30 protein-coding genes are annotated in these 26,182 nt (G+C 45.9%); 16 read left to right on the top strand and 14 right to left on the bottom strand.

The features are described from left to right. The first annotated feature begins 84 nt into the window (after nt 1-84). The 9 genes from RUW00_RS12790 to RUW00_RS12830 all read left to right on the top strand — a co-directional run bounded on the left by RUW00_RS12790 (nt 85) and on the right by RUW00_RS12830 (nt 6,783). Nucleotides 85-615, top strand: a complete 531-nt coding sequence (locus tag RUW00_RS12790) for an HD domain-containing protein (RefSeq protein WP_007613450.1) — start codon at nt 85-87, stop codon at nt 613-615. Between the two features lie 137 nt (nt 616-752). Then, entirely contained in the window at nt 753-989 is a 237-nt protein-coding gene (locus tag RUW00_RS12795) for a DUF2642 domain-containing protein (RefSeq protein ID WP_179156118.1), read from the top strand. Between the two features lie 135 nt (nt 990-1,124). After that, complete coding sequence (locus tag RUW00_RS12800) at nt 1,125-2,231, top strand: AI-2E family transporter (protein WP_014418769.1); 1,107 nt, start codon at nt 1,125-1,127, stop codon at nt 2,229-2,231. A 61-nt stretch (nt 2,232-2,292) separates the two neighbouring features. Beyond that, entirely contained in the window at nt 2,293-2,514 is a 222-nt protein-coding gene (locus tag RUW00_RS12805) for a spore germination protein (protein ID WP_014418768.1), read from the top strand. Between the two features lie 71 nt (nt 2,515-2,585). Continuing rightward, entirely contained in the window at nt 2,586-2,834 is a 249-nt protein-coding gene (locus RUW00_RS12810) for a YueH family protein (protein ID WP_003152028.1), read from the top strand. A 65-nt stretch (nt 2,835-2,899) separates the two neighbouring features. Continuing rightward, entirely contained in the window at nt 2,900-3,298 is a 399-nt protein-coding gene (locus RUW00_RS12815) for a YueI family protein (protein ID WP_003152031.1), read from the top strand. 96 nt (nt 3,299-3,394) lie between these two features. Further along, nucleotides 3,395-3,946, top strand: coding sequence for a cysteine hydrolase family protein (locus RUW00_RS12820; protein WP_003152033.1), 552 nt, complete (start codon nt 3,395-3,397; stop codon nt 3,944-3,946). A gap of 17 nt (nt 3,947-3,963) precedes the next feature. Then, nucleotides 3,964-5,430 carry a nicotinate phosphoribosyltransferase gene (locus RUW00_RS12825; RefSeq protein WP_014418767.1) on the top strand — a complete coding sequence of 489 codons (1,467 nt, stop codon included), beginning with the start codon at nt 3,964-3,966 and terminating at the stop codon, nt 5,428-5,430. Between the two features lie 129 nt (nt 5,431-5,559). Beyond that, the gene (locus tag RUW00_RS12830; RefSeq protein WP_007613436.1) at nt 5,560-6,783 is read left to right on the top strand and encodes an EAL and HDOD domain-containing protein; all 1,224 of its coding nucleotides are present in this window, start codon (nt 5,560-5,562) and stop codon (nt 6,781-6,783) included. Between the two features lie 6 nt (nt 6,784-6,789). On the opposite strand, the gene RUW00_RS12835 is transcribed toward RUW00_RS12830, so the two are convergent. Then, nucleotides 6,790-7,131 (bottom strand): YuzC family spore coat inner layer protein, encoded by a 342-nt coding sequence (locus RUW00_RS12835; protein WP_007613435.1) that lies wholly within the window; start codon nt 7,129-7,131, stop codon nt 6,790-6,792. 465 nt (nt 7,132-7,596) lie between these two features. Here RUW00_RS12835 and degQ point away from each other — a divergent pair, with 465 nt between their 5' ends. The 6 genes from degQ (at nt 7,597) to RUW00_RS12865 (ending at nt 12,418) form a co-directional block, all read left to right on the top strand. Beyond that, nucleotides 7,597-7,737 (top strand): degradation enzyme regulation protein DegQ, encoded by a 141-nt coding sequence (degQ, locus tag RUW00_RS12840; protein ID WP_003152043.1) that lies wholly within the window; start codon nt 7,597-7,599, stop codon nt 7,735-7,737. Nucleotides 7,738-7,888: 151 nt separating this feature from the next. Further along, nucleotides 7,889-8,764 (top strand): polyprenyl synthetase family protein, encoded by an 876-nt coding sequence (locus RUW00_RS12845; protein WP_095273351.1) that lies wholly within the window; start codon nt 7,889-7,891, stop codon nt 8,762-8,764. Between the two features lie 18 nt (nt 8,765-8,782). Continuing rightward, a complete protein-coding gene (gene comX, locus RUW00_RS12850; protein WP_095273329.1) occupies nt 8,783-8,959 on the top strand; it encodes a competence pheromone ComX in 177 nt (58 codons plus the stop codon). Nucleotides 8,960-8,981: 22 nt separating this feature from the next. Then, a complete protein-coding gene (locus RUW00_RS12855) occupies nt 8,982-11,288 on the top strand; it encodes a sensor histidine kinase (RefSeq protein ID WP_095273328.1) in 2,307 nt (768 codons plus the stop codon). 80 nt (nt 11,289-11,368) lie between these two features. Beyond that, nucleotides 11,369-12,013 (top strand): two-component system response regulator ComA, encoded by a 645-nt coding sequence (gene comA / locus RUW00_RS12860; protein ID WP_014418762.1) that lies wholly within the window; start codon nt 11,369-11,371, stop codon nt 12,011-12,013. A gap of 21 nt (nt 12,014-12,034) precedes the next feature. Next, on the top strand, nt 12,035-12,418 hold the full coding sequence (locus tag RUW00_RS12865; protein ID WP_014418761.1) for a hotdog fold thioesterase: 384 nt from the start codon (nt 12,035-12,037) through the stop codon (nt 12,416-12,418). A gap of 39 nt (nt 12,419-12,457) precedes the next feature. Here the strand turns inward: RUW00_RS12865 and mnhG are convergent, their stop codons facing one another. From mnhG to RUW00_RS12900, 7 genes are read right to left on the bottom strand one after another with little or no spacing between them, the layout of a single operon-like run. Continuing rightward, nucleotides 12,458-12,832: a monovalent cation/H(+) antiporter subunit G gene (gene mnhG / locus RUW00_RS12870; RefSeq protein ID WP_095273327.1), complete on the bottom strand. Its 375-nt coding sequence runs from the start codon at nt 12,830-12,832 to the stop codon at nt 12,458-12,460. Further along, complete coding sequence (locus RUW00_RS12875; RefSeq protein WP_017419420.1) at nt 12,816-13,100, bottom strand: Na(+)/H(+) antiporter subunit F1; 285 nt, start codon at nt 13,098-13,100, stop codon at nt 12,816-12,818. Before RUW00_RS12875 ends, mnhG begins: the two co-directional genes overlap by 17 nt. After that, the gene (locus RUW00_RS12880; RefSeq protein WP_022553708.1) at nt 13,100-13,576 is read right to left on the bottom strand and encodes a Na+/H+ antiporter subunit E; all 477 of its coding nucleotides are present in this window, start codon (nt 13,574-13,576) and stop codon (nt 13,100-13,102) included. The genes RUW00_RS12875 and RUW00_RS12880 overlap by 1 nt, the downstream gene beginning before the upstream one ends. A gap of 5 nt (nt 13,577-13,581) precedes the next feature. Further along, complete coding sequence (locus RUW00_RS12885; RefSeq protein ID WP_280144585.1) at nt 13,582-15,063, bottom strand: Na+/H+ antiporter subunit D; 1,482 nt, start codon at nt 15,061-15,063, stop codon at nt 13,582-13,584. Beyond that, nucleotides 15,056-15,397 carry a Na(+)/H(+) antiporter subunit C gene (locus RUW00_RS12890; protein WP_003152063.1) on the bottom strand — a complete coding sequence of 114 codons (342 nt, stop codon included), beginning with the start codon at nt 15,395-15,397 and terminating at the stop codon, nt 15,056-15,058. The genes RUW00_RS12885 and RUW00_RS12890 overlap by 8 nt, the downstream gene beginning before the upstream one ends. Continuing rightward, nucleotides 15,397-15,828, bottom strand: a complete 432-nt coding sequence (locus RUW00_RS12895) for a Na(+)/H(+) antiporter subunit B (protein WP_007613424.1) — start codon at nt 15,826-15,828, stop codon at nt 15,397-15,399. Before RUW00_RS12895 ends, RUW00_RS12890 begins: the two co-directional genes overlap by 1 nt. Next, nucleotides 15,825-18,227, bottom strand: coding sequence for a Na+/H+ antiporter subunit A (locus tag RUW00_RS12900; RefSeq protein ID WP_280144584.1), 2,403 nt, complete (start codon nt 18,225-18,227; stop codon nt 15,825-15,827). The genes RUW00_RS12895 and RUW00_RS12900 overlap by 4 nt, the downstream gene beginning before the upstream one ends. Nucleotides 18,228-18,469: 242 nt before the next feature. On the opposite strand from RUW00_RS12900, the gene RUW00_RS12905 reads away from it, so the two are divergent. Then, nucleotides 18,470-18,688, top strand: coding sequence for a hypothetical protein (locus RUW00_RS12905; protein ID WP_014721737.1), 219 nt, complete (start codon nt 18,470-18,472; stop codon nt 18,686-18,688). A 44-nt stretch (nt 18,689-18,732) separates the two neighbouring features. Here RUW00_RS12905 and nupQ read toward each other — a convergent pair whose 3' ends face one another. From nupQ to malK, 6 genes are all read right to left on the bottom strand, one after another. Then, on the bottom strand, nt 18,733-19,692 hold the full coding sequence (nupQ, locus tag RUW00_RS12910) for a guanosine ABC transporter permease NupQ (RefSeq protein ID WP_209387543.1): 960 nt from the start codon (nt 19,690-19,692) through the stop codon (nt 18,733-18,735). Then, the gene (locus RUW00_RS12915; RefSeq protein ID WP_012118308.1) at nt 19,693-20,739 is read right to left on the bottom strand and encodes an ABC transporter permease; all 1,047 of its coding nucleotides are present in this window, start codon (nt 20,737-20,739) and stop codon (nt 19,693-19,695) included. After that, the gene (locus tag RUW00_RS12920; RefSeq protein WP_065180458.1) at nt 20,732-22,264 is read right to left on the bottom strand and encodes an ABC transporter ATP-binding protein; all 1,533 of its coding nucleotides are present in this window, start codon (nt 22,262-22,264) and stop codon (nt 20,732-20,734) included. The genes RUW00_RS12915 and RUW00_RS12920 overlap by 8 nt, the downstream gene beginning before the upstream one ends. 141 nt (nt 22,265-22,405) lie before the next feature. Beyond that, nucleotides 22,406-23,479: a BMP family lipoprotein gene (locus RUW00_RS12925; protein WP_280144583.1), complete on the bottom strand. Its 1,074-nt coding sequence runs from the start codon at nt 23,477-23,479 to the stop codon at nt 22,406-22,408. 401 nt (nt 23,480-23,880) lie between these two features. Further along, nucleotides 23,881-24,588, bottom strand: coding sequence for a response regulator (locus RUW00_RS12930; protein ID WP_003152077.1), 708 nt, complete (start codon nt 24,586-24,588; stop codon nt 23,881-23,883). Then, nucleotides 24,581-26,182 carry a malate sensor histidine kinase MalK gene (malK, locus tag RUW00_RS12935; RefSeq protein WP_014418754.1) on the bottom strand — a complete coding sequence of 534 codons (1,602 nt, stop codon included), beginning with the start codon at nt 26,180-26,182 and terminating at the stop codon, nt 24,581-24,583. Before malK ends, RUW00_RS12930 begins: the two co-directional genes overlap by 8 nt.

A 26,182-nucleotide genomic window follows, 5' to 3' on the forward strand; every position in this document is an offset into this window, starting at 1 on the left:
GGGGTATAAGAAATGTATCAGATGAATTGAGTTTCTTCTCGATTTATGTTAGGATTCTAAAAATATAAATAAGGAGGGGTTTCCATGAGAAATGTAACGTTAATGGATGTCTTCACCCATCCAATCGCACAAAAGTATTTACAGCGTTCCGGTGTCGCCCATGCGATCGCCTGCGCGTTTCATGCATACCGTCTTGCCGTAAAAGCAGGTGTCAGCCCGGATCTGGCGGCGAAAGCGGCTTTACTGCATGACGTCGGCCATTATGAATGGTACACAGACGGCAAATGGGATTATGAAAAGTACAGAAGAAACGATATCCATGCCATTAAAGGCGCGGAACGGGCGCATAAGCTGCTCATCCGGCTCGGTGAAGAACCGAAAGCGGCGAAGGACATTGCGCTGGCGATTCTGCTTCACACCGATTCCTATCTGCCTGAAGGCGAACTGGACAAGAATACGCTCCAGCAAATCGTGAAACAAGCGGATGAACTCGATGAAGAACCCGGCGGACATCACCATTACCGCCAAATGGATCACACGGCCGCGCTCAAACAAATCCAAAAGCTTGATCAGTTAATTGACCAAGCCCAATATCCCATAAGAAGCTCAGTCTAGGCCACTCATGCGGCCTTTTCCGCTTACATAACTCCGCATGCTCACTAACACCTTTTCCGCTCCGATAGACGTACTGTGTCAAAGCCTTTGTCCGCTGCATATGCTGAAGGAAAACATAGTAAAGGGGATCAGCGAAAATGGCCCATCAAGGAAGCCCGCAAATCGTCTCGTTAGTGGACCCTTACGTTTATCAGACCATCCATAAGCTTATCGGCTCAAGGTTTATTATTCAAACCGTCAGACGCATTATCAGAGGACGGCTGATTGATGCCACTCCGGATCACATCGCCATTGAAGAAACGCATGACCGTATATTTTATATCAGAAACCGCCATGTGGTTTCCGTCATGCCTGATTATACCGAACGCGTGTAACAGCCCGAATAAGGCGCAAACCGGAGGCGGCTCTATAGAACCCCGGTGCGTCTTCTTTTTGAGATACATAGATGCACGGCGGCTTTTTTTGGTACAATCACAGTACAAGTTCACATGACAATAGGAGGAAACCGCTTGTTGAAATCAAAGGTCCATTTTTGGACGCTGCAAATTTTGCTCGTTTTGCTCATTATTTACGTATCAACGAAAGTCTCGTTTATTTTTCAGCCGTTTTTCGGTTTTATCACCACTCTGTTTTTTCCGATTTTGATCTCGGGCATTTTGTTTTTCATTTTTAATCCGATCGTGCGCCTGCTTGAGAAAAAAATCCCCCGGACATTGGCGATCCTGCTCATTTATCTCGTTTTCATCGGCCTGATTGCCTTTATGTTCACCGCCATCGGACCGATTGTGGCTTCCCAGGTCACGGGGCTGATTAACAATTTCCCTGATTACATTCATCAGATTCAAGTCTTGACGGCGCAATTATCCCATTCCAAATGGTTTACGTGGATGATGACGCAGGATTATGTGTCGATAGAAAAAATCCAGCAGTCTCTGACGGGATTTTTACAAAGCCTTCCGCAAAATATTACGGCAAGCCTGTCGGCCGTGTTCGGCGTCGTTACGAATATCACGCTTGTCGTGATCACCGTTCCGTTCATTTTGTTTTATATGCTGAAGGACGGCCGGCGGTTTCCGCTCTTGGCAGTCAAAATCCTGCCTTCTTCCTACCGGGCGGAAGGCAGGAAAATATTTAACGACTTATATGTCACATTGGCCGCCTATTTCCAAGGCCAGCTGCTGATTTGTCTCTTTGTCGGAACGGCATGCTTTATCGGATATTGGATCATCGGCCTGCAGTATGCGTTAATTCTCGGGATGGTGATCGCCGTCACCAATATCATTCCGTACCTGGGGCCGTTTCTCGGGGCGGCGCCCGCGGTGATTATCGCGTTTATGGATTCGCCGGCTAAGGCGCTGTTTGCCGTTATTGTTGTCGTTGTCGTCCAGCAGCTTGACGGGAACCTGCTTTCTCCGCTTGTCATCGGGAAACGGCTGAATACCCACCCGCTCACCATTATTCTTCTGCTTATCGGAGCGGGCAGTTTCGGCGGCATTCTCGCAATGATTCTGGCCGTGCCGGTTTACGCGGTTTTAAAAGCTTTTGTCTTAAATATCGTCCGGCTTATCAAACTTCGTCAGCGGTCAAAGCTCGAAGACAGCCGCAAGCCGAAATAAAAACGGGCACAACTCCCGATGCAGCGCATAAAATGCTGTAAAGAAAAGCGGAGGTGTGGGTATGCCTGCAATTGTGGGACCGATTTATATTATGAGTTTAGCCGGAGACGCTGCGGCGAGCTTCGGTGACGTGTTTGCCATTTCTCCCAAAGCCGTTGACCACTCAGGCGCGGGGGCAGGGGCGTTTCATTCCGGAGATTTTATCAAAGTTACTAATAAATTCAGCAAAACGCGCTTTGAAGACATCGATGTGTTTGACGAACCTGATTGGTTTAACGCGTGACAGCCTCCTTTTAGGAGGCTGTCGCTTTTTTGTAGTATAATAGAATCAGTCTTTATAAAAGGGGAATTTTTATGAAAATCAGAAAAGCGAATATTACCGTGCAGTCCGGAATGATCGGTGATGTATATCTGCATGAAAATAAAAAAGAACAGCATACCCTTGTAGCCGTTCCGGAACTTGAGTGGAGCACGATCATTTCCTATGAGGAAGAGAAAAAGGCGCTGGCGCAGCGGCTTTTACAATCATTCAGCAAGCTGATTGAAGAAGAGCCCGCCGGAGAGCTCGCCGGAAAGATCTCCCATTGGGTGGCTGAAATGTAACGAAGCGGTTTACCGCGTCCCGTCCGGGGCGATAATTGTAAAACAAGCTGAGGAGGGACAGGCCGATGAGCGACAAAACGGTTGACCTTTATTTACAGCAGGGGATGTACGGCCCTCTGCAGACGAAACCGGATGAACGCCATTTATTTTTAGGCTCGCTCCGTGAAAGAGTCATCATTGCCCTGACGAAGGGACAGGTGCTGCAAAAGCAGCCGTATGAAGAAGTGAAACAGGCGCTGAAAAGCCGAAAAGACGCGGTGCTCTATATAAACGGAAGGCTCCCGTATCATGCTTATTCACCATATATGAAGCTTGCCGCACTTGCCGGTGTCCGAAGCTCCGTCATATCGGACCTTCAATTCGAAACGCCGCTCGGCCTGGTTTTTGCCGCCGATTATGCCGTGAACCTTGACGGCATTTACGTACAGGATGACATTTTTCAGCGCTCACTCCTGAAATCTTAAAAGGGCAAAACACCGTTTGTCATTTTACAATGCCAATTCACTTACAAGTGGAGATAGGATATAATGGTTTTCATATGAATGGCGGGGAGGCCGGCTATGAAAAAAGCATTTATATGCATTGATTATACGAATGATTTTGCAGCAGAGAACGGGGCATTAACCTGCGGAGAACCCGCGAGACAGATTGAAGATACGATTGTCAGTTTGACGCAAGCATTTATAGAAAACGGTGATTACGTTGTCTTTGCGGTAGATTCGCATGATGCAGACGATGACTTTCATCCCGAGACACGCCTGTTTCCTCCGCATAATATCAACGGCACGGAGGGCAAAGAGCTGTACGGAAGGCTATCGCCTCTTTATGAGAAACATAAACACGCAAAAAACGTAAATTATATGGAAAAAACGAGATATTCTGCTTTTGCGGGAACGGATTTAGAGCTGAAACTGCGGGAACGGCAGATCACTGAGCTGCATCTTGCGGGCCTGTGCACGGACATCTGCGTTCTTCACACGGCGGTTGACGCCTACAACAAGGGCTTTCAGATCGTCATTCATCAAAACGCTGTGGCCAGCTTTAATCCGGAAGGGCATGAATGGGCCCTGTCCCATTTTAAGAACAGCATCGGAGCGCAAGTGGCAGAGTAAGGAAGGGGAAAATAATTTTGGTGGAGCATGGTTTTAAAGACGACAGTTTGTCTTTACATACAGATCTTTATCAAATTAATATGGCCGAAACGTACTGGAGAGACGGCATTCATGAGAAAAAAGCGATTTTTGAGCTTTTTTTCAGAAAGCTTCCCTTTGAAAACGGCTATGCGGTATTTGCGGGCTTAGAAAAAGCAATCGAATACTTGGAGAACTTCAAATTTACCGACAGCGATCTGAATTATTTAAAAACGGAATTGCACTATGCTGATGATTTCATTGATTATTTACGGGATCTTTCTTTTACCGGATCTCTTTACAGCATGAAAGAAGGCGAGCTCGTTTTTAACAACGAACCGATTATGCGGGTCGAAGCGCCCCTGATCGAAGCCCAGCTGATTGAGACGGCTCTGCTTAACATTGTGAATTACCAAACATTAATCGCCACGAAAGCGGCCCGCATTAAAGGCGTTGTCGGTGACGAAGACGCCCTCGAATTCGGAACGCGGCGCGCCCATGAAATGGATGCGGCTATGTGGGGAGCGAGAGCGGCTCTGATCGGCGGCTTCAGCGCAACGAGTAATGTAAGAGCCGGAAAGCGTTTTAATATACCGGTATCCGGCACGCACGCTCATGCGCTCGTACAAGCGTACCGCGATGAATATACGGCATTTAAGAAATATGCGGAGACCCACAAAGACTGCGTATTTCTCGTAGATACGTACGATACGATCCGTTCGGGCATGCCGAATGCGATTAAAGTCGCAAAGGAATTCGGCGACCGGATCAACTTCATCGGCATCCGCTTGGACAGCGGGGACTTGGCGTACCTGTCAAAAAAAGCGCGTGAAATGCTTGATGAAGCGGGTTTCACAGACGCAAAGGTCATTGCTTCAAGCGATCTTGACGAGCACACGATATTAAATCTGAAATCCCAAGGAGCGAAAATCGATACGTGGGGCATCGGCACGAAGCTGATTACCGCATACGATCAGCCGGCCCTCGGCGCGGTTTACAAGCTTGTCGCCATTGAAGAGGACGGCAAGCTGACTGACACCATTAAAATTTCGTCAAACCCTGAAAAAGTGACAACGCCGGGAAGAAAGAGAGTATACCGGATTATCAACAAGCTGAATCACCACTCGGAAGGTGATTATATCGCGCTTTATGACGAGCGGGTAAATGATCAGAAACGCTTAAAAATGTTCCATCCCGTCCACACGTTCGTCAGCAAATTCGTCACTGACTTCTATGCGAAAGACTTGCATGAGCCGATCTTTGAAAACGGCGTTTTATGCTATGATAATCCCGAAATTACCGACATCCAGCAATACGTGCAGGATAACCTCAAACTTCTGTGGGAGGAATACAAACGGATCAGCAAGCCGGAAGAATATCCGGTCGATTTAAGCGAAGACTGCTGGAGCAACAAGATGCAGCGGATTCATGAAATCAAAAGCGAGCTGAAACGGGAACTTGAATAGAAGACAAAGCGGCCTTTCCTTTCTCTGGAAAGGCCTTTTTGTTGTGATAATATTTTTCACATTTAGACAAATTTCGTCAAGTTATTTGATATACTTATGTTCGAAGGCCGCATCTAAGGGGGTAAATGAATGAAGGTGTTTGTTGCGAGACAGCCTATCTTCAACAGAAACGAACAGGTTGTTGCTTATGAACTTCTTTACCGGGAGAGCGAAGAGAACCGTTATTCGGCCGCTGACGGAGATAAAGCTACGACGGATCTCATTATTAACAGCTTTATCAACATCGGAATCGAAAAGCTGACTGAGGGGAAACGCTGCTTTGTGAATTTTACAGAAAGCCTGATGTTTTCAGATCTCCCTACCTCCTTTGATCCTGACCAGCTTATTATCGAAATTCTTGAGGACATACCGATCACTCCGGCACTCATCTCAAGATGCAGACAGCTGAAGAAATTAGGATATACATTAGCACTTGATGATTTTTACGCCATCAATCCGGAAAATGAAGAATTAGTGGAACAGCTGATGAAATATATTGATATTTTAAAAATCGACTTTTTGCAATCCTCGCGTCTGGAGCGCAAAAAAATCATTCAGACGTACAGCTGTAAAAGTCTGATTTATTTAGCGGAGAAAGTGGAGACGAGAAAAGATTATAAACAGGCGGCCATAGACGGCTTTCACCTGTTTCAAGGATATTTTTTCAGTGAACCGCGTGTCATCAGCGGAAATGATCTGACGTTTCATTTTCATTCTTACTACCAGCTTTTAAGCGAATTAAACAATGACCAGCCCAATATACAGCGCGTGACGGAATACATAGAGCGGGACGTCAGCTTATCGTATCAGATTCTGCGTTTTTTAAACGGATCGCAAACAAGGCTGAAAAAAAAGATAGACAGCATCCAGCAGGCCATCATGATGCTCGGGCTGAATGAGATTAAGCGCTTGATTTACATTCTTTCATTCAGAGATTTAACGGCGAAAAGCCACTCAAGCCAAAAAGAAATCATTAAGATTTCCTTAATCAGGGCCAAACTGTGCGAACTGCTGGCGAAAAGAACCGGAAGACCCCAGCCCTCTTCTTACATGCTGATCGGCATGTTTTCGCTCATCGATACGCTTCTCCACAGGGAGCTGGAGGATATCATCAAAGAACTGCCTTTAATCGATGAAGTCGGACAGGCGCTGCTCGGTTATGAAAACGATTATTATAAGATGCTCGCGCTCGTCAAAGCCATTGAATGCAACAACTGGGACTGTGACGAGTGGGGAAAAGAACTGAACAAAGAAGAAGCGTATGAATGTTACCTACAGGCGATCGAATGGTGCCGGCAGCTGATCGTGGATTGAGCCGCTTTAAGCCGACCACCTGAGGGCGATGATAAACCGGCTTTGCTCTCTGACCAGACTGACACGGATGCCGTCGGGATTATACGTCACGTCAAAGTCATTTTTGATGCCGGTCTGCTTAATGAGCCGCTTGACCGCTGCGGTGTCAGATGATTGCGCTGCGGTGAGGATGCGGCGCGCAAGCTCTTTTGACGCCGACAGCCGCGCAAGGAGCAGGCGCGCATCCTCCAGCATGCCCGCAGCTTCTTTTGCGGACGCTGTCAAAATATCTGCGTGAACCGGGGCACTGGGCGCTGGATGCCGGTATGGCGCGGCGAAAACAGGACAGCATGGATACACATAATGCATACGGCGGCCTCCTTCCTGAGAAAACATTCGTTATACATGAGTATAGGCTGCGTGATAACGAGTTATGACATGCAAAAAGACCACAATGCGGGGGTTGCGGTCTTTTCGGTGTTTGTCGGTGGTTATGCGACGCTGTTCGCCCATTCTGTTTTGAAATTGCGACGGCAGGGACTATAGTCCTTGCCGGTTTGTCGGAAAACCGTTAAAAAAACAGCAGAACCGCCAGATTGGTCTGCTTCATCCTAAACGTCTGCCTTTCTGGTAGTTATATAGTCCTGTTCGCTAAATGCTCTGTTCGGGACTATGGGATTACCCTGGTTTGCGGTGTCACGCAGATACTTTTACACATACTTTTCGGTGAAAAATCCCGCAAAAACGTTTACACTATTAGTAACAGATCAAATACCTAGGACTCGTTCACCATACACAATTCATTGATCTTTCAAAAAAAGGAGTGTGGAAACGGTGGAAAACAAATTAGAAGAAGTAAAGCAATTATTATTCCGACTTGAAAATGATATCAGAGAAACAACCGACTCATTACGAAACATTAACAAAAGCATTGATCAGCTCGATAAATTCTCATATGCAATGAAAATTTCTTAAAAAGACTTGGAAACAAGTCTTTTTTTTGTGCATTTTTTATCCATTTCATGGATAAAGTATTATACGATTGTTAAAAAACGAAAAACCTGCTGTCTTTCATCACCTGCATTTAGTAAAATAGAATGGGAGGGTGAAGACAATTATTGAGCAAATGTGTTTAGATGCCGAAACGATTAAAGAGAAGATGAAGGAGATTGTTGGGGAGAAAGTCGATAATCTTCATTTAGAAGAGACTCTTTTGACCTTCATTAATGAAAAGAAGCATTTTTCATTCGGTATCCTTGCTTTCCAGCATTATGTTGCTTTTAAGGGTACACATTCCTCGGAAATCACACTACTGGCAGCTGGAATTGAACTTTTAATTTTAGCTTTTGATATTTTTGACGATATTGAAGATGAAGACAACTCTAATAAGGCATGGATGCAAACTGACCATGCTATATCTCTGAATGCGGCGACTTCTCTGTATTCAATAAGCCTGCAAACCATTTGTGAGCTTGAATCAAACATCGAATTTTCACAGTATGCAATAAAATATGCCTTAAATGCAATGCAAGGTCAGCATAATGATTTAAGAAATTTTCCGGAGACTGAAGAAGAATGTCTACGTATGATAAAACAGAAATCAGGATCGTTAACTGCAATGTCTGCTGTTTTAGGGGCGATGCTTGCAAGTGGTGAATTTAACGAAGCAATTGAGAATTACTCTTATAAAATTGGCATGATTAAACAAATCGAAAATGACTATTATGGTTTATTTGATAAAAGCCGCAGTGATATAAAGAAGAAGAAAAGAACTTTGATAAACTTGTTTTTAAATCGTCAGTTTAATAGTGCCTCAAAAAAAGTTTTAAATATGATGAATTCTAAAAACAGCTATTACTCTCTCATATCGGACAGAGATTATTTTGAAGAATTGCTTTGTAAAGCAGGAGTCAGACAATATGTTTTAATGTTAATTAAAATATATGAAAATGAAATTAATAACGAAATAGAAAAGTTGAACATAAGAATTAATCTATGGTGAGAATTATGGGGGAGTAATATGAAGAAACAAGACATTGTGAATTATCTTATAGAAAATCCAAGAGTGATCCATCAATTGGAAGAGGGGGAAGTTTGCTTGATCGGAATTCCGCATTCACTTATTCCTGCAATTATAGAGATATTCAGTAACAGCACTTATAAGAAAAAACCTGAATTTACATTTTGGGATCAATAATTTTTAAGAGAGTTGTGATCCATTGAGCTATTTTTATAAGCACCTTTCAATCGCACTGTTGATATTTAGTTTTTTCTATATTGCACATATTATATACTTTACCCAGAATGGAATTTTAGTCGGAACCTATGTTGTTGAAACATCAAAACATGAGCTTAAAGTTGTTAAGATTACAAAATCCTCTTATGGGAGATACTTGAATTTAAAAGAAGGGGACAAAATTCTAGAGATAAATGGACACATGCCTTCTTCTCAAAATGTTAAAAATGGGTATTTAGCAAAGGCTAATAACTTAAAGGTTGAGAGAGGTAATCATGAAATTCAATTGCATGGTTCAGAGGATTTGTCTTTAAACAGTTCAGTCAGTTTCTTTATTTATATTGTCCCTTGTATATTATTTGCACTAAGCTTATTATGTATTTTCTATATATACAAAGTCAATCGTATAAAAAATACAGTTTCTGCTTATATTTTAATCTGCTTCTTAATTTTTATATCGATAGCTTATTTAAGTGCAGGCGGTGTAACAAGAGGATATGAGATAAATAGATATGTTAATCTTTTCACTTTTTTAAATGTGCCTGTACTATACCTTCATTTTTTATATCAATATTTTAAAGAATTAAAAATAAAATTTTCCGCAAAGAGTATAGTATATATTCTTTACAGTTTACCTGTCCTTAACGTTGTTACAGAACTTTTTAGATATCGATATGATTTATACTTTGTTAGAGATATGAATTTATTAACATTTTTTATCGAGATAATAATAGTGTATATGTACATTATTTATTATGGCATTATTTATAGAAAGAGAGATCATGCTTATCTATTAAAAGTGTTACTAATCTCTAACACAATAGCTTTTTTACCATTTACTGTTCTTTATCTTCTTTCTGAAATTATTTTAGGACAGTATATTTATTCAGCTATAGTAACGGCTCCGTTTCTGCTCATTATTCCGTTGGCATTGGTTTATCAATTTGTTGTCAACAAGATTTATGATATAGACTTTTTGTTGGGAAGAATTAGATACTATAGTTTTTTGTCTATTGTTCCTACAATAGGGGTTGTATGGCTTTCTATCTTATATGAAAGTAAAGGGAATCACTTTAACACCATTCAAATCACTTTATATGTGTTTTTGATTTTTTTAGCAGTCTTTTACACTAAAGAGGTATTAGACTACAAATTCCGCCTGAAACGTTTTTCAGAAAAATATAATTATCAAGACAGCATTTATAAATATACACAGCTTCTTAAAAGCGTATCAGCTTTAAATCAAGTGTTTATGAATTTGAAAAAGACTATTTTGGACGTCTTGCCTGTTAGTAAAGCTTATATATTTGAAATCAATTCTGACGGAGACATTCTGTATTTTGATAAACAGAACAGTGAACCGAACTGGCAGCCGTATAAAAAAGAATTTGATAAAGTCACATCAGAGATTGGCAAGATTATTGAAGTAAATCAAGGTTTTCTGATGAAGATTGGAGAAAGAGGGGCAAACTCATACGTTCTGCTTTGTTTGTCGAGCATTAATACTCCGAGACTGACAAGAGATGAGATATCTTGGTTAAAGACATTGTCTTTTTATACAAGTGTTTCGATGGAAAACATATTGCAGATCGAAGAACTTATGAACCATTTACAAGATCTAAAACAACAAGGCTCAAACCCGGTCTGGCTCAAAAAGCTGATGTTTACGATCGAGGAAAAGCAGCGTTCGGATTTGGCCCGTGATCTGCATGATTCAGTGCTGCAGGACTTGATTTCTTTGAAGCGCCAGTGTGAGCTGTTTCTGGCCGATTTTAAGAAAGAGGAGCCTTGCCAGTTAGAGGTGCAGGACAAGCTTCATCAGATGAATGAGCAGATGTCGGATGTCATTTTGATGACCCGGGAGACGTGCCATGAGCTGCGTCCTCAGCTGCTGTATGATTTGGGTCTGGTCAAGGCGGTATCCAAGCTTGCCGCGCAGCAGCAGGAGCGTGCGCCGTTTCATATCCGTCTGAATACGGGCCGGTTTACGGCGGCGCTGGATTTGGATACACAGCTGAATTTGTACCGCATCATTCAGGAATTTCTTTCGAACGCCATGAAGCATTCACAGGCGAATGAGGTGCTGATTATGCTGATCAGCATTCAAAATAAAGTGATTCTGCATTATGAAGACGACGGTGTCGGATGCAATCAGGAAGAAGGCGGCGGGCAGTCGATGAGCATGGGTCTTTCGGGTATTAAGGAGCGTGTCCGGGCGCTTGACGGACGGATGAAAATCGACACAAGTGAAGGAAACGGTTTTAAAGCGGATATTGAAATGGAATTGTAACCAATTTATCACCAAATCGACTTGGCAGAAGCCAAGTCTTTTTAATAAAATGGAAATGAGTGAGTAAAAGGGAGGAAACCATGAAAAAGATACTAGTGATTGATGATCATCCGGCTGTCATGGAGGGCACCAAGACGATTCTGGAAACGGACACGAATCTTTCTGTCGATTGCCTCAGTCCTGATGCCAGTGAACAATTCGTTCTCCGGCATGATTTTTCAGCTTACGATCTCATATTAATGGATTTAAATCTGGGTGATGACATCAGCGGCATAGAGCTTTCCAAGAAAATCTTAAAAGAGAATCCTCTCTGTAAAATCATTGTCTACACAGGCTATGAGGTTGAAGATTATTTTGAAGAATCCATCCGCGCGGGCCTGCATGGCGCCATCAGCAAAACCGAATCTAAAGAGAAAATCATGCAATACATATATCACGTGCTCAACGGACAGATTTTAGTTGATTTCTCCTATTTCAAACAGCTGATGACCCAGCAAAAAACAAAAACGTCTTCTTCCCCTCAAAGTGAGCAGGATCGGTTAACACAGAGAGAGCGCCATATTCTCCAAGAGGTCGAAAAAGGTTTGACCAATCAGGAAATCGCAGATGCGCTTCACTTAAGCAAGCGGTCGATTGAATACAGCCTGACATCCATTTTTAACAAGCTGAATGTCGGCTCCCGAACTGAAGCGGTGCTGATCGCCAAGTCAGATAACGTACTATAAATCTTGAAGGGAGAATGACCTATGAATCTGAACAATACATTGCTCGGTGCACTCGGTATTGAAATCACTGAAAACACGCCGGAGAGATGCGTAGCGGTGATGCCGGTGGATAAGAGGACGGTGCAGCCTTTCGGATATCTGCATGGTGGCGCGTCAGCAGCGCTGGCAGAGACTGTTGCAAGTGTCGGGGCCCAGCATTTTATCGACAGGTCGAAACAGGCGTGTGTCGGGCTTGAGATTAATGCCAATCATTTAAAATCCGTGAAAGAGGGCGGGACGGTCACAGCGATTGCGAAACCCGTTCACACAGGCAGGGCAACCATTGTGTACGAGATTAACATTTTCGATGAACGGGAAAGGCTGATCTGTGTTTCCCGCTGCACGCTGGCTGTTATAACAAAATAAACAAACAGCCGGAACCCTGAATCGTCCGGCTGTTTGTTTTTACAAATATGAATCTTCTTTTCGTTTGATCACAAAGTTTCTGATCCCTTTGTAATCATCCTGAACGCTTCTTTTATCAAGCGCCGCTCCCGAATTGTACGCGGCCCTGCATATGAGGTGCGCTCCGACCGGCGCCGTCAGCAGGATAAAAATGATGCCGAGCAGTATTTTTACAGAAATTTCTCCGGTCAGCATCCACAAGTAGCCTAACACCCCGAGCAATACTAAATTAACGCCGAGTGTCGAGCCTTTTGAAGAGGCGTGGGCGCGCGTATACACATCAGGAAGCCTGAGTGTGCCGAAAGACGCGACCAGGCAGATCAGCGATCCCATCAGAATACAAACGGCGACGGTCCATTTAACGATTTCGATCATTTTCGATAATCTCTCCTTTCTCTAAAAACTTAGCGAAGGCAATCGTGCCGATAAACGATAAAATGCCGAGCAGCAGTATGATGTCCAAAAAGGCCGATGTGTTTAAGAGAATGGATACAAGCGCGGTCATGGCAATCAGATTAATGCCGATCCCATCAAGCGCGACAACCCGGTCCGGTACCGTAGGCCCTTTTATGACGCGAATGACGTACAGAAGAGTCGAAACCGCCATAATGCCGAGTGATAATTGCAGAATAAACGTAAACATCAGCGGCTCACCTCCTGAATGGCTTTCTCAAAAGAGACGCGGATGTCATGGATTGCTTTCTCCGCATCTTCAATGTCCATGGCGTGTATATAGAGAATCGACCGGTCATCGGAGATATCCATTACAAGCGTACCAGGTGTTAAAGTGATTAACAGCGAGAGCAGCGTGATCTCCCAATCCTCCGTCAATTCCGTCTTAAATGCGAAAATGCCCGGGCGGATGTTCAGTTTCGGCGATATAACGGTTTTCAGCACGCTGACATTGGCCAAATATAATTCTTTTATAAAGATCAGCATCAGTCTGATGACCGACCATATTTTCCAAATGTAAAACGGCCGCGAGAAGAAGCGCCGGAAAAAAAACAGCGCCGCCAAGCCCGCGATAAATCCGGTCAAAAAACCCGCCGCGCTGAGGCTGTTTGTGAGAAACATCCAGCAAACAGCGAGAAGAACATTTAATAATAGTTGAAAAGCCATGCCATCTACTCCTTCAAAACAGCTTCAATGTATTTTTCCGGATTCAGCAGATTCTCAGCCGTCTGATTAACATACGGTGAAACCCATTCGGTTCCGAGCCCGAACAGAAGCGACAAAAGGAGAAAAGCGGCTGCCGGATAAAGAAGTCCTTTTGCGGACCGACCGCCTGCGCCGGGGATTTCTTTTTCTTCCCCCCAAAAAGCCGTCGTAAAAACCTTCAGCACGGAATAGAGCACAAGCAGGCTTGATAAGAGAATCAATACGGAAAACAATGTTTCCCCCTTATCGAACCCGCCTTCCGCGATCTTCAGCTTGCCCACAAATCCGCTGAACGGCGGGATGCCGGCCAAAGATATGGCTGAAATAAAGAACATCCATCCTAAAACGGGATAACGGGTGATCAGTCCGCCCATTTTATGCAGGCTGGCAGTGCCTGTCAATGCGATAAGCGTGCCGGCAAGCATAAACAGCGCTCCTTTAATCAGCATATCGTGAATCAAGTAATAAACCGCTCCTTGAATGGAGGCAGGCGTGTTCATGGCAATGCCGAACAAAATCACGCCGACGGCTGTAATAATATTGTAGATGACGATTTTCATGACATCCGAAAAGGCGATAGATCCGATTACGCCGAATAGCACCGTCAGCATCGCAAGCCACATCATCAATTGGTGGGTAAAGCCCGTATCGTGAATAAAGATCAGAGTGAATACTCTTAAAATGGCATACAGGCCGACTTTCGTCAAAAGAGACCCGAATAAAGCCGAAATTGCAGCCGGCGGGGCATAATAAGAGCCCGGCATCCAGAAATACAGCGGGAATATCCCGCCCTTTAAACCGAAAACGACGAGAAGAAGGACGCCGATGACGGTGATCAGCCCGGTCTGGCCCGATTCGCTTATTTTTACGCTTAGATCAGCCATATTCAGCGTGCCCGTCACCGCGTATAAGTAACCGACGCCGATGACAAAAAACGCTGATGACACAATGTTAAACACGATATATTTCAATGATTCTCTTAATTGAATTTTCGTTCCGCCAAGCACGATCAGCATGTAGGACGCGATAAGCAGAAGCTCAAAAAAGACATACATGTTGAACAGGTCACCCGTCAAAAACGCTCCGCTTACGCCGGCCAGAAGAAACTGCACCCCTGAATAATAGAAAGCGCGCTCCCTTTTTTCTCCGATGGAGCGGAAGGAGTACAGGGTGACGAGCAGCCCGATTATGGCGGTTGTCAAAACAAGCAGTGCGGCGAGCTGATCCGCGGCGAGCACAATGCCGTACGGCGCTTTCCATCCGCCGAGTGTCAGCGTCTGAATCCCGTGTGTGAAAACAGTCTGAACGAGAGCGGCGCTGATGGCGATGGAGACACAGGAAGCGGCAGTGCTGAATATCCGCATCAGCATCACGTGCCTGTTCATAAAAATCAGCAGCACTGCGGCAAGCAGCGGCACCAGAATAGATAATATCACAAAGTTATTCATGTTGATCATTTCCCCTCATTCGATCCATATCGTCCGTTTTCAGTTCCTGATAGGCGCGAAACGCCATCACAAGCAGGAAGGACGTGACGCCGAACGAAATAACGATCGCCGTCAGTATGAGTGCCTGCGGCAGCGGATCGACAAACGACGTGCTTTTTCCGCCCAGTATGGGAGGAGCGCCTTTTTTCAGTCCGCCCATGGTCAGGAGCAGCAAATGGACGCCGTGGCTTAAAAGCGCGGTGCCGATAATCACGCGCAGCAGACTTTTAGAAAGCAGCAGGTAGGTTGCCGCCATAAACAAAATACCGGCAATGACAGACATTAAGATTTCCACTATTCTTCCTCTCCAATCGTTTGAATAATGGTCATCGTCACGCCGACAACAACGAGATACACACCTAAATCAAACAAAGTGGCCGTTGCAAGCTCCGTATTCCCAAGCACCGGGAGATGAAAATGGCCGAATGTATGGGTGAGAAAGGGTGCTCCGAATAAGAACGAACCTGCACCCGTTGCAATCGCGATAAGCAGACCCGCGCCCGCCACATAAATAAAATTGACGGGCAAAATCGATTTGACGGTTTTTAAATCAAAGGCCAAAAGCAACAGCACGATGGCCGAAGACGTAATCAGTCCGCCGACAAATCCTCCGCCGGGAGCGTTATGCCCCGATAAAAATAAATAGAAAGAGAAAAGCAGAATGATAAAAGATACAAGCTTCGTTGCCGTCTGAAGGATGATGTCGTTTGTTTTTTGCTGTCTCAACGCTCTTCTCCCTCCTCTTTTACTTTTGTTCTGATCATGCCGTAAATCCCGAGTGCGGCAATCGACAGCACCGTGATTTCAAACATCGTATCAAATCCCCTGAAATCAACGAGGATGACGTTGACGATATTGTTTCCTCCCCCGAGCTTATGGCTGTAAGCGGTGAAAAAGGAGGAGATGCTGTCTTTTGTTTTTTCGCTGGAAGATGCGATTCCGAGCATTGTCACGATGACGCCGACACCGAGAGAAATGATAAAATTCGTCATCCGGAATGTTCTTGTCTTCTTTTTCCGCCGCATTTTCGGCAGATGGTAAAAACAAAGAAGAAACAAGGCGACGGATATCGTCTCAATGACGAGCTGCGTGAGCGCCAGATCGGGCGCTCTGAAAATCACGAAAAACAGCGCGAGTGTGTACCCGACAACACCGAGTGAGATAATGGCCGTCAGCCGCGATTTGGCGAACACAGTCGCAATCGTTGCGCTCACCATAACGAGGGACAGCACGATTTCATACAGGCCGATTTCAGCCATGCCTTTCGTTGTCATGGAAAAGCCGCCTTTCATGACGAACGCCGCTCCGATGAGAATGATAAACGCCGCAAAAATATACAGCAGATAATCCCGCAAAAATCCGGTCATATACGATGACGTCAGCTGGTAAGATCTTTTTTCCATACTGCCCGTCACCGCATCGTAAAGCTTGTTCAGCGTCAGTTTTTTCGGAAACAGACCGTACAAACGCTCCCATTTAGACAGCGTTACGTAACCGATCGTGCCGACAATGATGATGCCGATGGTCATCATTACCTCAGCCGTCACCCCGTGCCACTGGGAAATATGGACATGGAATGTATCTCCGCCGGTTAACAGAGCCGGATAAATGGAGTTCATCGCCGGTTCAATCAGGCTGTAAGACAAAACGTTCGGTGCAAAAAACAGACTGACGGCGCAAGCGGCAAGGATCACCGGCGAAATCAGCATGCCGAGCGGTGCTTCATGCGGCGTCTTTTCAAGCTGATCAGGTTTGCGCGCGCCGCTGAACGTTCTGAAAAACAGCTTCATGCTGTAGATGAAAGTGAAGACGCTCCCGATCCATGCGAGAACGGGGAACAGCACGCCCCACGTATCCAAGCTGAAAATATCTGCATGAGCAATCCGCAGCATACTTGTAAAGAACATTTCTTTACTTAAAAAGCCGTTAAACGGAGGGAGGCCGGCCATGGAAAATGTTCCGATCAATGAAATGGTGAACGTTACCGGCATGAGCGCCATCAGGCCGCCGAGCTTGCGGATATCCCGCGTTCCCGTTTCATGGTCGATAATGCCGACCGCCATAAATAAACTTCCTTTAAAAGTAGCATGGTTAATTAAGTGAAACACAGCCGCGGTGACAGCCGCCGTAAAATACTCTGAATGCTGGTAATGAAGCGCGGCGGCTCCTGCGCCGAGCATCGATACAATCATACCGAGCTGACTGACTGTGGAAAATGCCAGAATCGCTTTTAAATCGGTTTGTTTAATCGCATTGAAGGAAGCCCATACCATCGTGATCAGACCGACTGAGGCAACCGTCCAAAACCAGACGGGTGAAAATGCAAAAACCGGACTGAATCTGGCAATCACATAAATGCCCGCTTTCACCATTGTAGCCGAGTGCAGATAGGCGCTGACAGGAGTCGGCGCCTCCATGGCATCAGGCAGCCAGATATAAAACGGAAACTGCGCTGATTTCGTAAAGGCCCCCAATAACAGGAGAACCATCGCCGGAATAAAGAATGGATGGCCTGCGATAATATGCACCTGGTTGACCATTTCCCTGATACTGAAAGAATCCGTCATCAGATACAGCAGGATAAAGCCGCCAAGCATGCACAGTCCGCCGCCGACGGTAATCAGCAGTGACTTTTCCGCACCGTAGCGTGATTTCTTCCGCTTATGCCAATACCCGATTAATAAGAAGGATGACAGGCTTGTCAGCTCCCAGAACATATAAAGCACGATGACGTTATCGACGAGCACAACGCCGAGCATCGCGCCCATAAACATCAGCAGGTACACATAAAAGGGGCCGAGCTTTTCTTTGTCCTTCGATAAGTAAAAAATACTGTAAAGCGTCACCAAAGAGCCGATGCCCGTAATCAATAAAGCGAATAACAGCCCGAGTCCGTCAATATAAACGGTATAGTTAATACCGAGGGACGGAATCCATTCGGCCGCATACCGGACGGTTTCCCCAGCCATTGTGACAGGGAGCTTGCTGATAAAGTAAACAAACAGCACAACGGGCACTATCAGCACAAACCAGCCTGTATGGACTTGTTTTACCCGTTTATAAAGAAAGGGAACGATAAATGCAAATAAAAAAGGCGCCAAAATCGCGAAATGTAACAGCTGCAACAGAAGACCTCCTTTGCTTGTTTTTCATCAAGCAACTGCTTTATGTAAGAGTGAATCAATCAATTCACGGTCATAGGACCCAGTACAAATTATATCGCACTTTTTTTTACCCTGCTACGGCATAATGTATTCCTTTCTGTGTTTTTGTGGTCTTTTGAACCCAAAATAAATTTATCAAATATCCTGATCTTTGTATATACATTTATCTTTCAGATCAAGCTTTTAAAAAAGGAGCTGGTCAGATGAAGAGAAAGGCGGCGGCCTGTATTGGAATATTTTGTTCTATTATTGCAGGAACATTCATAGCGGACGATTTCTGCAAAGGGAGGCAGCAGACGGAGGCGGATAATTGGGAGCGTTTTTTTCTCGGTGCGGAATACGCAGAAGACAAGCTGAGTGCGGCTGAATCAATGCAAACGCCGTTTCAGCCGCGTGAGTATATCAGAATCGTATATAGATAAAAAGAGTTCCGGCACCAGGGTGCGGAACTCTTTTTGTGTGGCAATCAGCGTTTTCCTTTAATGTAAGGGATGCCGTTGGCTTTAGGCGCGTCCGCGCGGCCGATGAAGCCGGCAAGCGCGAGAATGGTCAGAATGTAAGGAGCCATCAGCATGTATACATTCGGAATGTCTTTGAACAGGGGCAAAAGCGAGCCGATAATGCTCAAACTCTGCGCAAACCCGAAGAACAGCGCCGCCCCGAGCGCGCCGATCGGATGCCATTTGCCGAAAACCAGCGCGGCAAGAGCGATAAAGCCTTGCCCGGAAATGGTGGAGTGGGTGAAATCAAGCGCGATCGTGGAAGCATATACACCGCCGCCGAGCCCGCCGAACAGCCCGCTGATCATAACGCCGATATAGCGCATGCCGAACACATTGATTCCCATCGTATCGGCCGCCATCGGATGTTCCCCGACAGAACGGATGCGGAGGCCGAACGGCGTTTTGAATAGAATAAACCAGGAAACAAAGGCCAGTACGATGGCTAAAATCGACGTATAATATACGTCAGAAAAGAAAATCTTTCCTAAAACCGGAATATCGCTTAACCCGGGAATGTTCGTTTTGTAAAAGGGCTCCGGGATTTTATCAGTCTGGGCCTTTCCGTAGATCAGCTTGACGATAAACAGTGTCGCTCCTAACGCGAGCATATTGATCGCCACACCGGTTACCGTCTGATCGGCGCGGAAAGAAACCGAGGCAGCCGCGTGGATCAGTGAGAACAGTCCGCCGGCAATCATAGCCGCAGCCAAGGCGAGCCACGGAGCGGCGGCGCCAAGCTCGCGTCCGAAAAATAAGTTGAACATGACGCTTGTAAAGGCGCCGATAATCATCAGTCCTTCAAGACCGATGTTGACAACTCCCGATCTTTCAGAAAACACGCCGCCGAGAGCGGTTAAAATAAGCGGAGCCGCATATACGAGTGTTGCCGGGACAATAATGGATAAAATCTGCAGGAAGTCCACTTACTTCGCCCCCTTTTTCTTCAATTTATCAAGGATGAGACGGATGGCGTAGCTTGATGCCACAAACAAAATAATAATGGCGATGACGATGTCAACGACTTCAGAAGGCACCCCGGATTCAATCGGCATATTTAATGCCCCGACTTTAAGGCCGCCGAGAAGACATGCCGCCAGGACAACGCCGATTGCCGTGCTGCCGCCGAGAAGCGCAACCGCAATGCCGTCGAAGCCGACGCCGGTAAAAGCGCCCTTAACCGCCGCGTATTGAAAGGTTCCGAGTCCTTCCATCGCGCCGGCAAGCCCCGCGAAGGCGCCGGAAATCATCATGGCGTACATCATATTTTTTCTGACGCTCATTCCGGCGTATTGTGCGGCGTGCTGGTTAAAGCCGACAGCCCGGAATTCAAATCCGCTTTTTGTTTTATGAATGATAAACCACATGAGAACTGCCGCAAACAGAGCGATCAGAATGCCCCAGTGAAGGCGGGAGTAATCTGTCAGCTGCTCTAAAAACGGCGAGCGGAGCGACGCGCTTTCATGAATTTTGTCTGTTTTGTCCCGGTGGTCCGTCATGACATCGGAAATGAGATAATTGGTTAAATGAAGAGCGATATAATTCATCATGATCGTGACAATCACTTCGTGGACAAAAAAACGGGCTTTTAAAAATCCGGGAATCAGGCCCCAAATGCCGCCCGCAGCCGCGGCCGCCAATAACGAAAGCGGAAGGTGGATATAAGCGGGGGCGTCAAAGGAAGCGCCGACCCACACCGCGGCGGTCCAGCCGACAAGGAGCTGTCCTTCAACCCCGATATTAAACAGGCCGGTCCGAAATGCGAATGCCACGGCCAATCCGGACAAAATATATGGCGTAATCTGCCGGATCGATTCCCCGATGTAATACACTTCACCGAAAATGCCGCTCCAAAGAGCCGAATACCCGCTTACGACATTGTAGCCGCTGGCGAGCATGATGACCGCACCCGCAGCTAACCCAAGGATGATCGCAATCAGCGGCACAGCCAGATGAGAAAGTCGATTAATCATGTGTTTTCCCCGCCTCCATTTGCTTACTTCCCGCCATTAAAAGTCCGAGCTCCTGCTCGTTTGTTTCAAGCGGATTGACGTTTGCGATGATGCTGCCTTCAAAGATGACGGCGATGCGATCGCTGAGATTCATTATTTCATCAAGTTCAAAAGATAACAGAAGCACCGCTTTACCGGCATCACGCTGCTCAATGAGCTTTTTATGGACGAATTCAATCGCGCCGACATCGAGTCCCCGCGTCGGCTGGGCCGCAATTAAAAGATCCGGATTTCTGTCCACTTCCCGGCCGATAATGGCCTTTTGCTGATTCCCCCCGGAGAGAGCGCGCGCAGGCGTATATTCATCCGGTGTTCTGACATCGTATTCTTCAATCAGGCTTCGCGCTTTGTCATAAATCGTGTGTTTATTTAATATGCCGAAAGAAGAGTAGGGCTTTTGGTAATAACTTTGCAGCACGATATTTTCTCCGATCGGAAAATCAAGGACGAGCCCGTGTTTATGCCTGTCCTGCGGTATATGCCCGATTCCGGCTTCAGTGACTTTCCTGGGCGGCATGTTTTGCAGCTGTTTGCCGTTTAACGTGATCGTGCCGGCATTTGTTTTTCTGAGACCTGTAATGGCTTCAATTAATTCAGACTGGCCGTTTCCGTCAACGCCCGCAATGCCGACGATTTCACCGGCTCTGACTGAGAGGGAGAGCTGCTTGACCGCCTCAACGCCGCGCGCGTCTTTAACCGTTACATCAGAAAGTGAAAGCACTTCTTGTTTCGGATCGGCCGCTTGTTTATCCGTCTTGAATGACACTTCGCGTCCGACCATCAGGCTTGCCAGTTCATCTTGATCCGTATGTGCGACATCGAGTGTTGTAATGCCTTTTCCTTTCCGGATGATGGTGACACGATCGCAGACTTCCATAATCTCTTTTAATTTGTGGGTGATGAGGATAATTGATTTTCCTTCATTGACAAGATTTTTCATAATCTGAATCAGTTCTTGAATTTCGTGCGGAGTCAGCACCGCGGTCGGCTCGTCAAAAATGAGAATGTCGGCGCCCCGGTAGAGGGTCTTTAATATTTCCGCCCGCTGCTGCATACCGACGGAAATATCGGCAACTTTGGCTTCAGGATCAATGTGCAGGCCGTAACGGTCGGAAATATCGCGCACGTCCCGGTCGGCGCGCTGTCTGTCAATCCGGCCGAAAGTTTTCGGCTCTTTTCCGAGAATGATATTTTCTGAGACGGTAAAGGTATCCACAAGCATAAAATGCTGGTGCACCATCCCGATGCCAAGATCGTTGGCTTTGTTCGGGCTGTTGATGTGAACGCGTTCGCCCCGCACCCGGATCTCGCCTTTTTCCGGCTGATACAGGCCGAATAAAACGTTCATGAGTGTCGATTTTCCGGCGCCGTTTTCACCGAGAAGGGCGTGTATTTCGCCTTTTTTCACTTGAAGCGTGACGTCATCATTGGCGACGATTCCGGGAAACTCCTTGCGTATATTAAGCATTTCAATGATATAATCCACCGATTTGACGCTCCTTTTCAGAGATATTTTGATGAGAAAGAGCTTGGCAAAAGAAAAGCTGCAAGAGATGCAGCTTTTCCTTCACCGCTCTTTTCATAAAAGAGAGGGGATAAGCATGGAAGTCTCCTTATCCCCTGGTTCTTACTCAGCCTTGAAGGATTTCAATTCTTTTTCAGTTGAAGGGATCTCGAGCCCGTCCGCGATTTTCTTCTTCCAATCGTCTGTTGCTTTGATGACATCGTCAGAAAGGTTCTCCTTGTGATCCGAGATGCCGACTGCATCTTGCGCCAAACCGTATGTTAATGTTTTGCCGCCCGGGAATTTACCGTCACTCGCTTTTTTCGTTAAGTCCTCTACGGCTGTATCCACTTTTTTGACCATTGATGTGAGAGTGACATAGTCTTTTGTGCCTTTGACTTGACCTTCCGCGTACTGGTCTTTATCAACACCGATAACCCATACGTTCCGCTTCGGATCTTCTTTTTTCAGATTTTTCGCTTCTGTGAAGACGCCCGTTCCCGTTGCGCCGGCCGCGTGATAAATGACGTCAACGCCTGATTTGTACATGCTTTCAGCCGTCGCCTTACCGACATCGGCTTTGTCAAATCCGCCCGCATATTTCACTTCGACGGTCGCTTTCGGATTTGCGGCTTGTACACCCGCGCGGAAGCCGATTTCGAATTTTTTGATCAATTCAGACTCCATTCCGCCCACGAATCCGACTTTTCCCGTTTTGCTCGATAGCGCAGCGGCCGCTCCCACGAGGAATGAACCTTCCTGCTCTTTAAATGTAAGGCTCGCCACGTTGTCTTTTTTGACAACGGCGTCAATGATCGCAAAATTTGTGTCTTTGCGCTGATCGGCGATTTCGCTGATGGAATCCTGCATCAGATACCCGACACCGTAAATCAGGTCAAAGTGTTCCCGCGCTAATTTATTTAAGTTCGTTGTATAATCCGCATCTGATTTTGATTGAAGATAGTCAAAACCGCTTTTGCCTTTTGTAAGCCCGTTGTCTTTTCCGAATGCCTGAATACCTTCCCAGGCGGACTGGTTAAATGATTTGTCATCGACACCGCCGATATCCGTTACCATGCCGACGGTAAAGTTTTTGCTGCCGGAGCCGTTTGCTTTGTCACTTGAACCGCATGCGCTTAATATGGTTCCGGCCGCCGCGATGAGCGCCATCGCCATTCCGATTTTGCGTTTTTTCAAAGATATAACCCCCCTGTAAAATATGGCTGTGCCGTTCAATTCAGACTTGAGTCCCCGTACCGGATGCAGAATCGAAAAAACTTTCTGATAATAATGATGAGACGTCTCTCTTTTTCCCGCCTTGAGCGGCTGTCTCTTCCGGGTTCGGGACTTATGACTTATCTGAAAAGATCTGCTAACCAATCATAATTTATCATTTTACCCGCCATAAATAAATAGAAATTTGCTTATTTTTTAAAAAATATCAATTTTATGAATCGGCTTCCTCATCTGGATAAAACAGAGGAGGATCAGCCGGGTCATTATCCTTATATAGCATATCAAAAAGGAATCTCAAGTCTTTTGTCACGGGATATGACAGTAAAAAAGCACCGTTCACAGCGGAACGGCGCTTTTTGACATTATAAATATTGTTTGATGCTGCTGACATTGCCGGTGTTGATATGATATTGAAAGACGGGTCTGCCGATCGTGCCGTACGCCATCTCTACATTCAGCACTTGTATGTCTTCCAGAAATTTAAGGTATTTCCGGATGGAGACTTGCGAGATTTCAGTATGCTTGGCGAGATCTTCCGTGGTAAAAGAGCCGTCACCGAAAGACTCAATGCTCGCCCAGATGAGTTTAAGCGTGCTTTTTGTCAATCCCTTCGGAAGGTGAACCTTTTCCGCCGCTTCTTTCTTTTGAAAAAGCTCGGCATCCAATTCTTTCTGTGTCATGCTTCTGTGTGATTGATAAACTTTCTGCTTGCGTCTGTAGTCGGAAAGAGCGGTTTGAAAGCGGTCAAATTCAAATGGTTTGATTAAATAATCGACGGCGCCGTACCGAAGCGTTTTTTTGATGACGTCCAGCTCGCTTGCGGCCGAAATGACGATGACATCAACCGATTCATTTTGCTTGCGGATTTCCGTTAAAAGCTCAAGCCCGTTTTTTCCCGGCATGTAAATGTCAAGAAGGATGAGATCGATATGATGCTCGCTCAGCACGTGCAGCGCGCTTTGAAAGGATGATGCGATCCCTTTCAGCTGAAATCCTTCAATCTGGCTGAGATAGCGTTTATTTAATTCACCCACCATGGGGTCATCTTCAACTATGAGTACATTAATCATCATTTTCCTCCTTCGGTTCATACGGAATGCGAAGACTGAAAGTCGTTCCTTCATTCTTTTCACTTGTCACAATCATATGGCCTTTTAAATTTTCTGTTGCCTGCTGGGTGAAATAGAGGCCGAACCCCCGGTTTGTCCCTTTCGTGGAATAACCTTGTTCAAAAATACGGGCTTGGTCTGCCGCAGACATTCCGGCTCCCGTGTCCGTAATCTCTATATCAAGCTGGCGATCCTGAAACCGCATTGAGCACGTAATGTTTTTTTTCGGCATCTGCGCCACCGCGTCGAGCGCGTTGTTTAACAGGTTTCCGATAATCGTAATGAGCTCATGGATGACGGCCGGATCCGCCGCATTCGGGATCAGGCTGCCGAGCTGAATGTCCAGATCAGCACCCTGTTCGCGTATGTAGCTTTGTTTTCCTAGAAGAAACCCTGCGAGAACCGGACTTTTGACATCACTTATAATCTCGCTTGTTTCCGTCTTCTGCTGAATGGCAATGTCTTTAATGTAAGTGCCGAGATCATCGTATTCTTTTAACTGGACAAGCCCTAAAATGACATGAAGCTTATTCATGAATTCATGAGACTGGGCTCTTAATGCGTTTGCGTACATTTTAACACCGGACAGCTGTTCTGCTAAATGTTTGACCTCCGTTTTGTCCCTGAACGTGGCGATCGCTCCGACGGTTTGTCCTTTCAGATGAATCGGAACCTCATTAAAGACCAGCTCAAGTCCGTTAATGCGGATATCCCTGTCCTGAAGCGGTTTTTTCGTTTCAATCACCTGTTTCAGCCGGCTTTTCGGGAGAATATCGTTCACATCTTGATCGACCGGATTAGTCGGAATACCCATTTTAATAAAAAGCCGTTTCGCTTCCGCATTGGCAAGCTTAATTTTTCCCCGCGCGTCAACCGCCAGGATGCCTTCCTTCGTTGATTCGAGCATGGCGCTCCGCTCTTCCAGCAGGGTGGCGATTTCATAAGGCTCAAGACCGTACATAATGTTTTTGACGGTGCGGGCGACAATGACGGCTCCGATGACGCCGACAAAAATACTTACGCAGATGATGAAATAAAGCGGTCTCAAACTGTGGCTGACGACATCCTGTATTTTGTTAAGCGAAATTCCGACCGAAACGACGCCCACTTGTTTTTTATCTTTTCCATAGATCGGTACGAAGGCTCTCATGGATTTCCCGAGGGTTCCCGCTGATGTGCTCGTTTTGATATGGCCGTGCATCGCCGGCTGTTCGTCTCCGCCGGTGAATTTCTTCCCGATTTTATTTGCGTCGGGGTGGGTGAGGCGGATGCTGTTCATATCCATCACCACGACAAATTCGGTTCCTGTCGTATGCTGGACGTCTAATGTATAATCCCGGAGCTCTTTCAGCCCTTTTCTTGTTTGCAATGCCTGCGTGACACTCGGTGTTTCCGCGACCAGCTTTGCGGTGCGCAGCGCGGTTGTCCGTTCTTCTTCTTTCACGCGGTCTGCTGTTTGGACGCTGATCGTGAAAAAGGTGATACAAAGTGCGATAAGGACGACAATACAGACGAATATCGTTAATCGGGTTTGCAATTTTAATGTTTTTTTCAT

The organism is Bacillus sp. IS1, from assembly GCF_032461585.1.
Lineage (GTDB): Bacteria > Bacillota > Bacilli > Bacillales > Bacillaceae > Bacillus > Bacillus velezensis.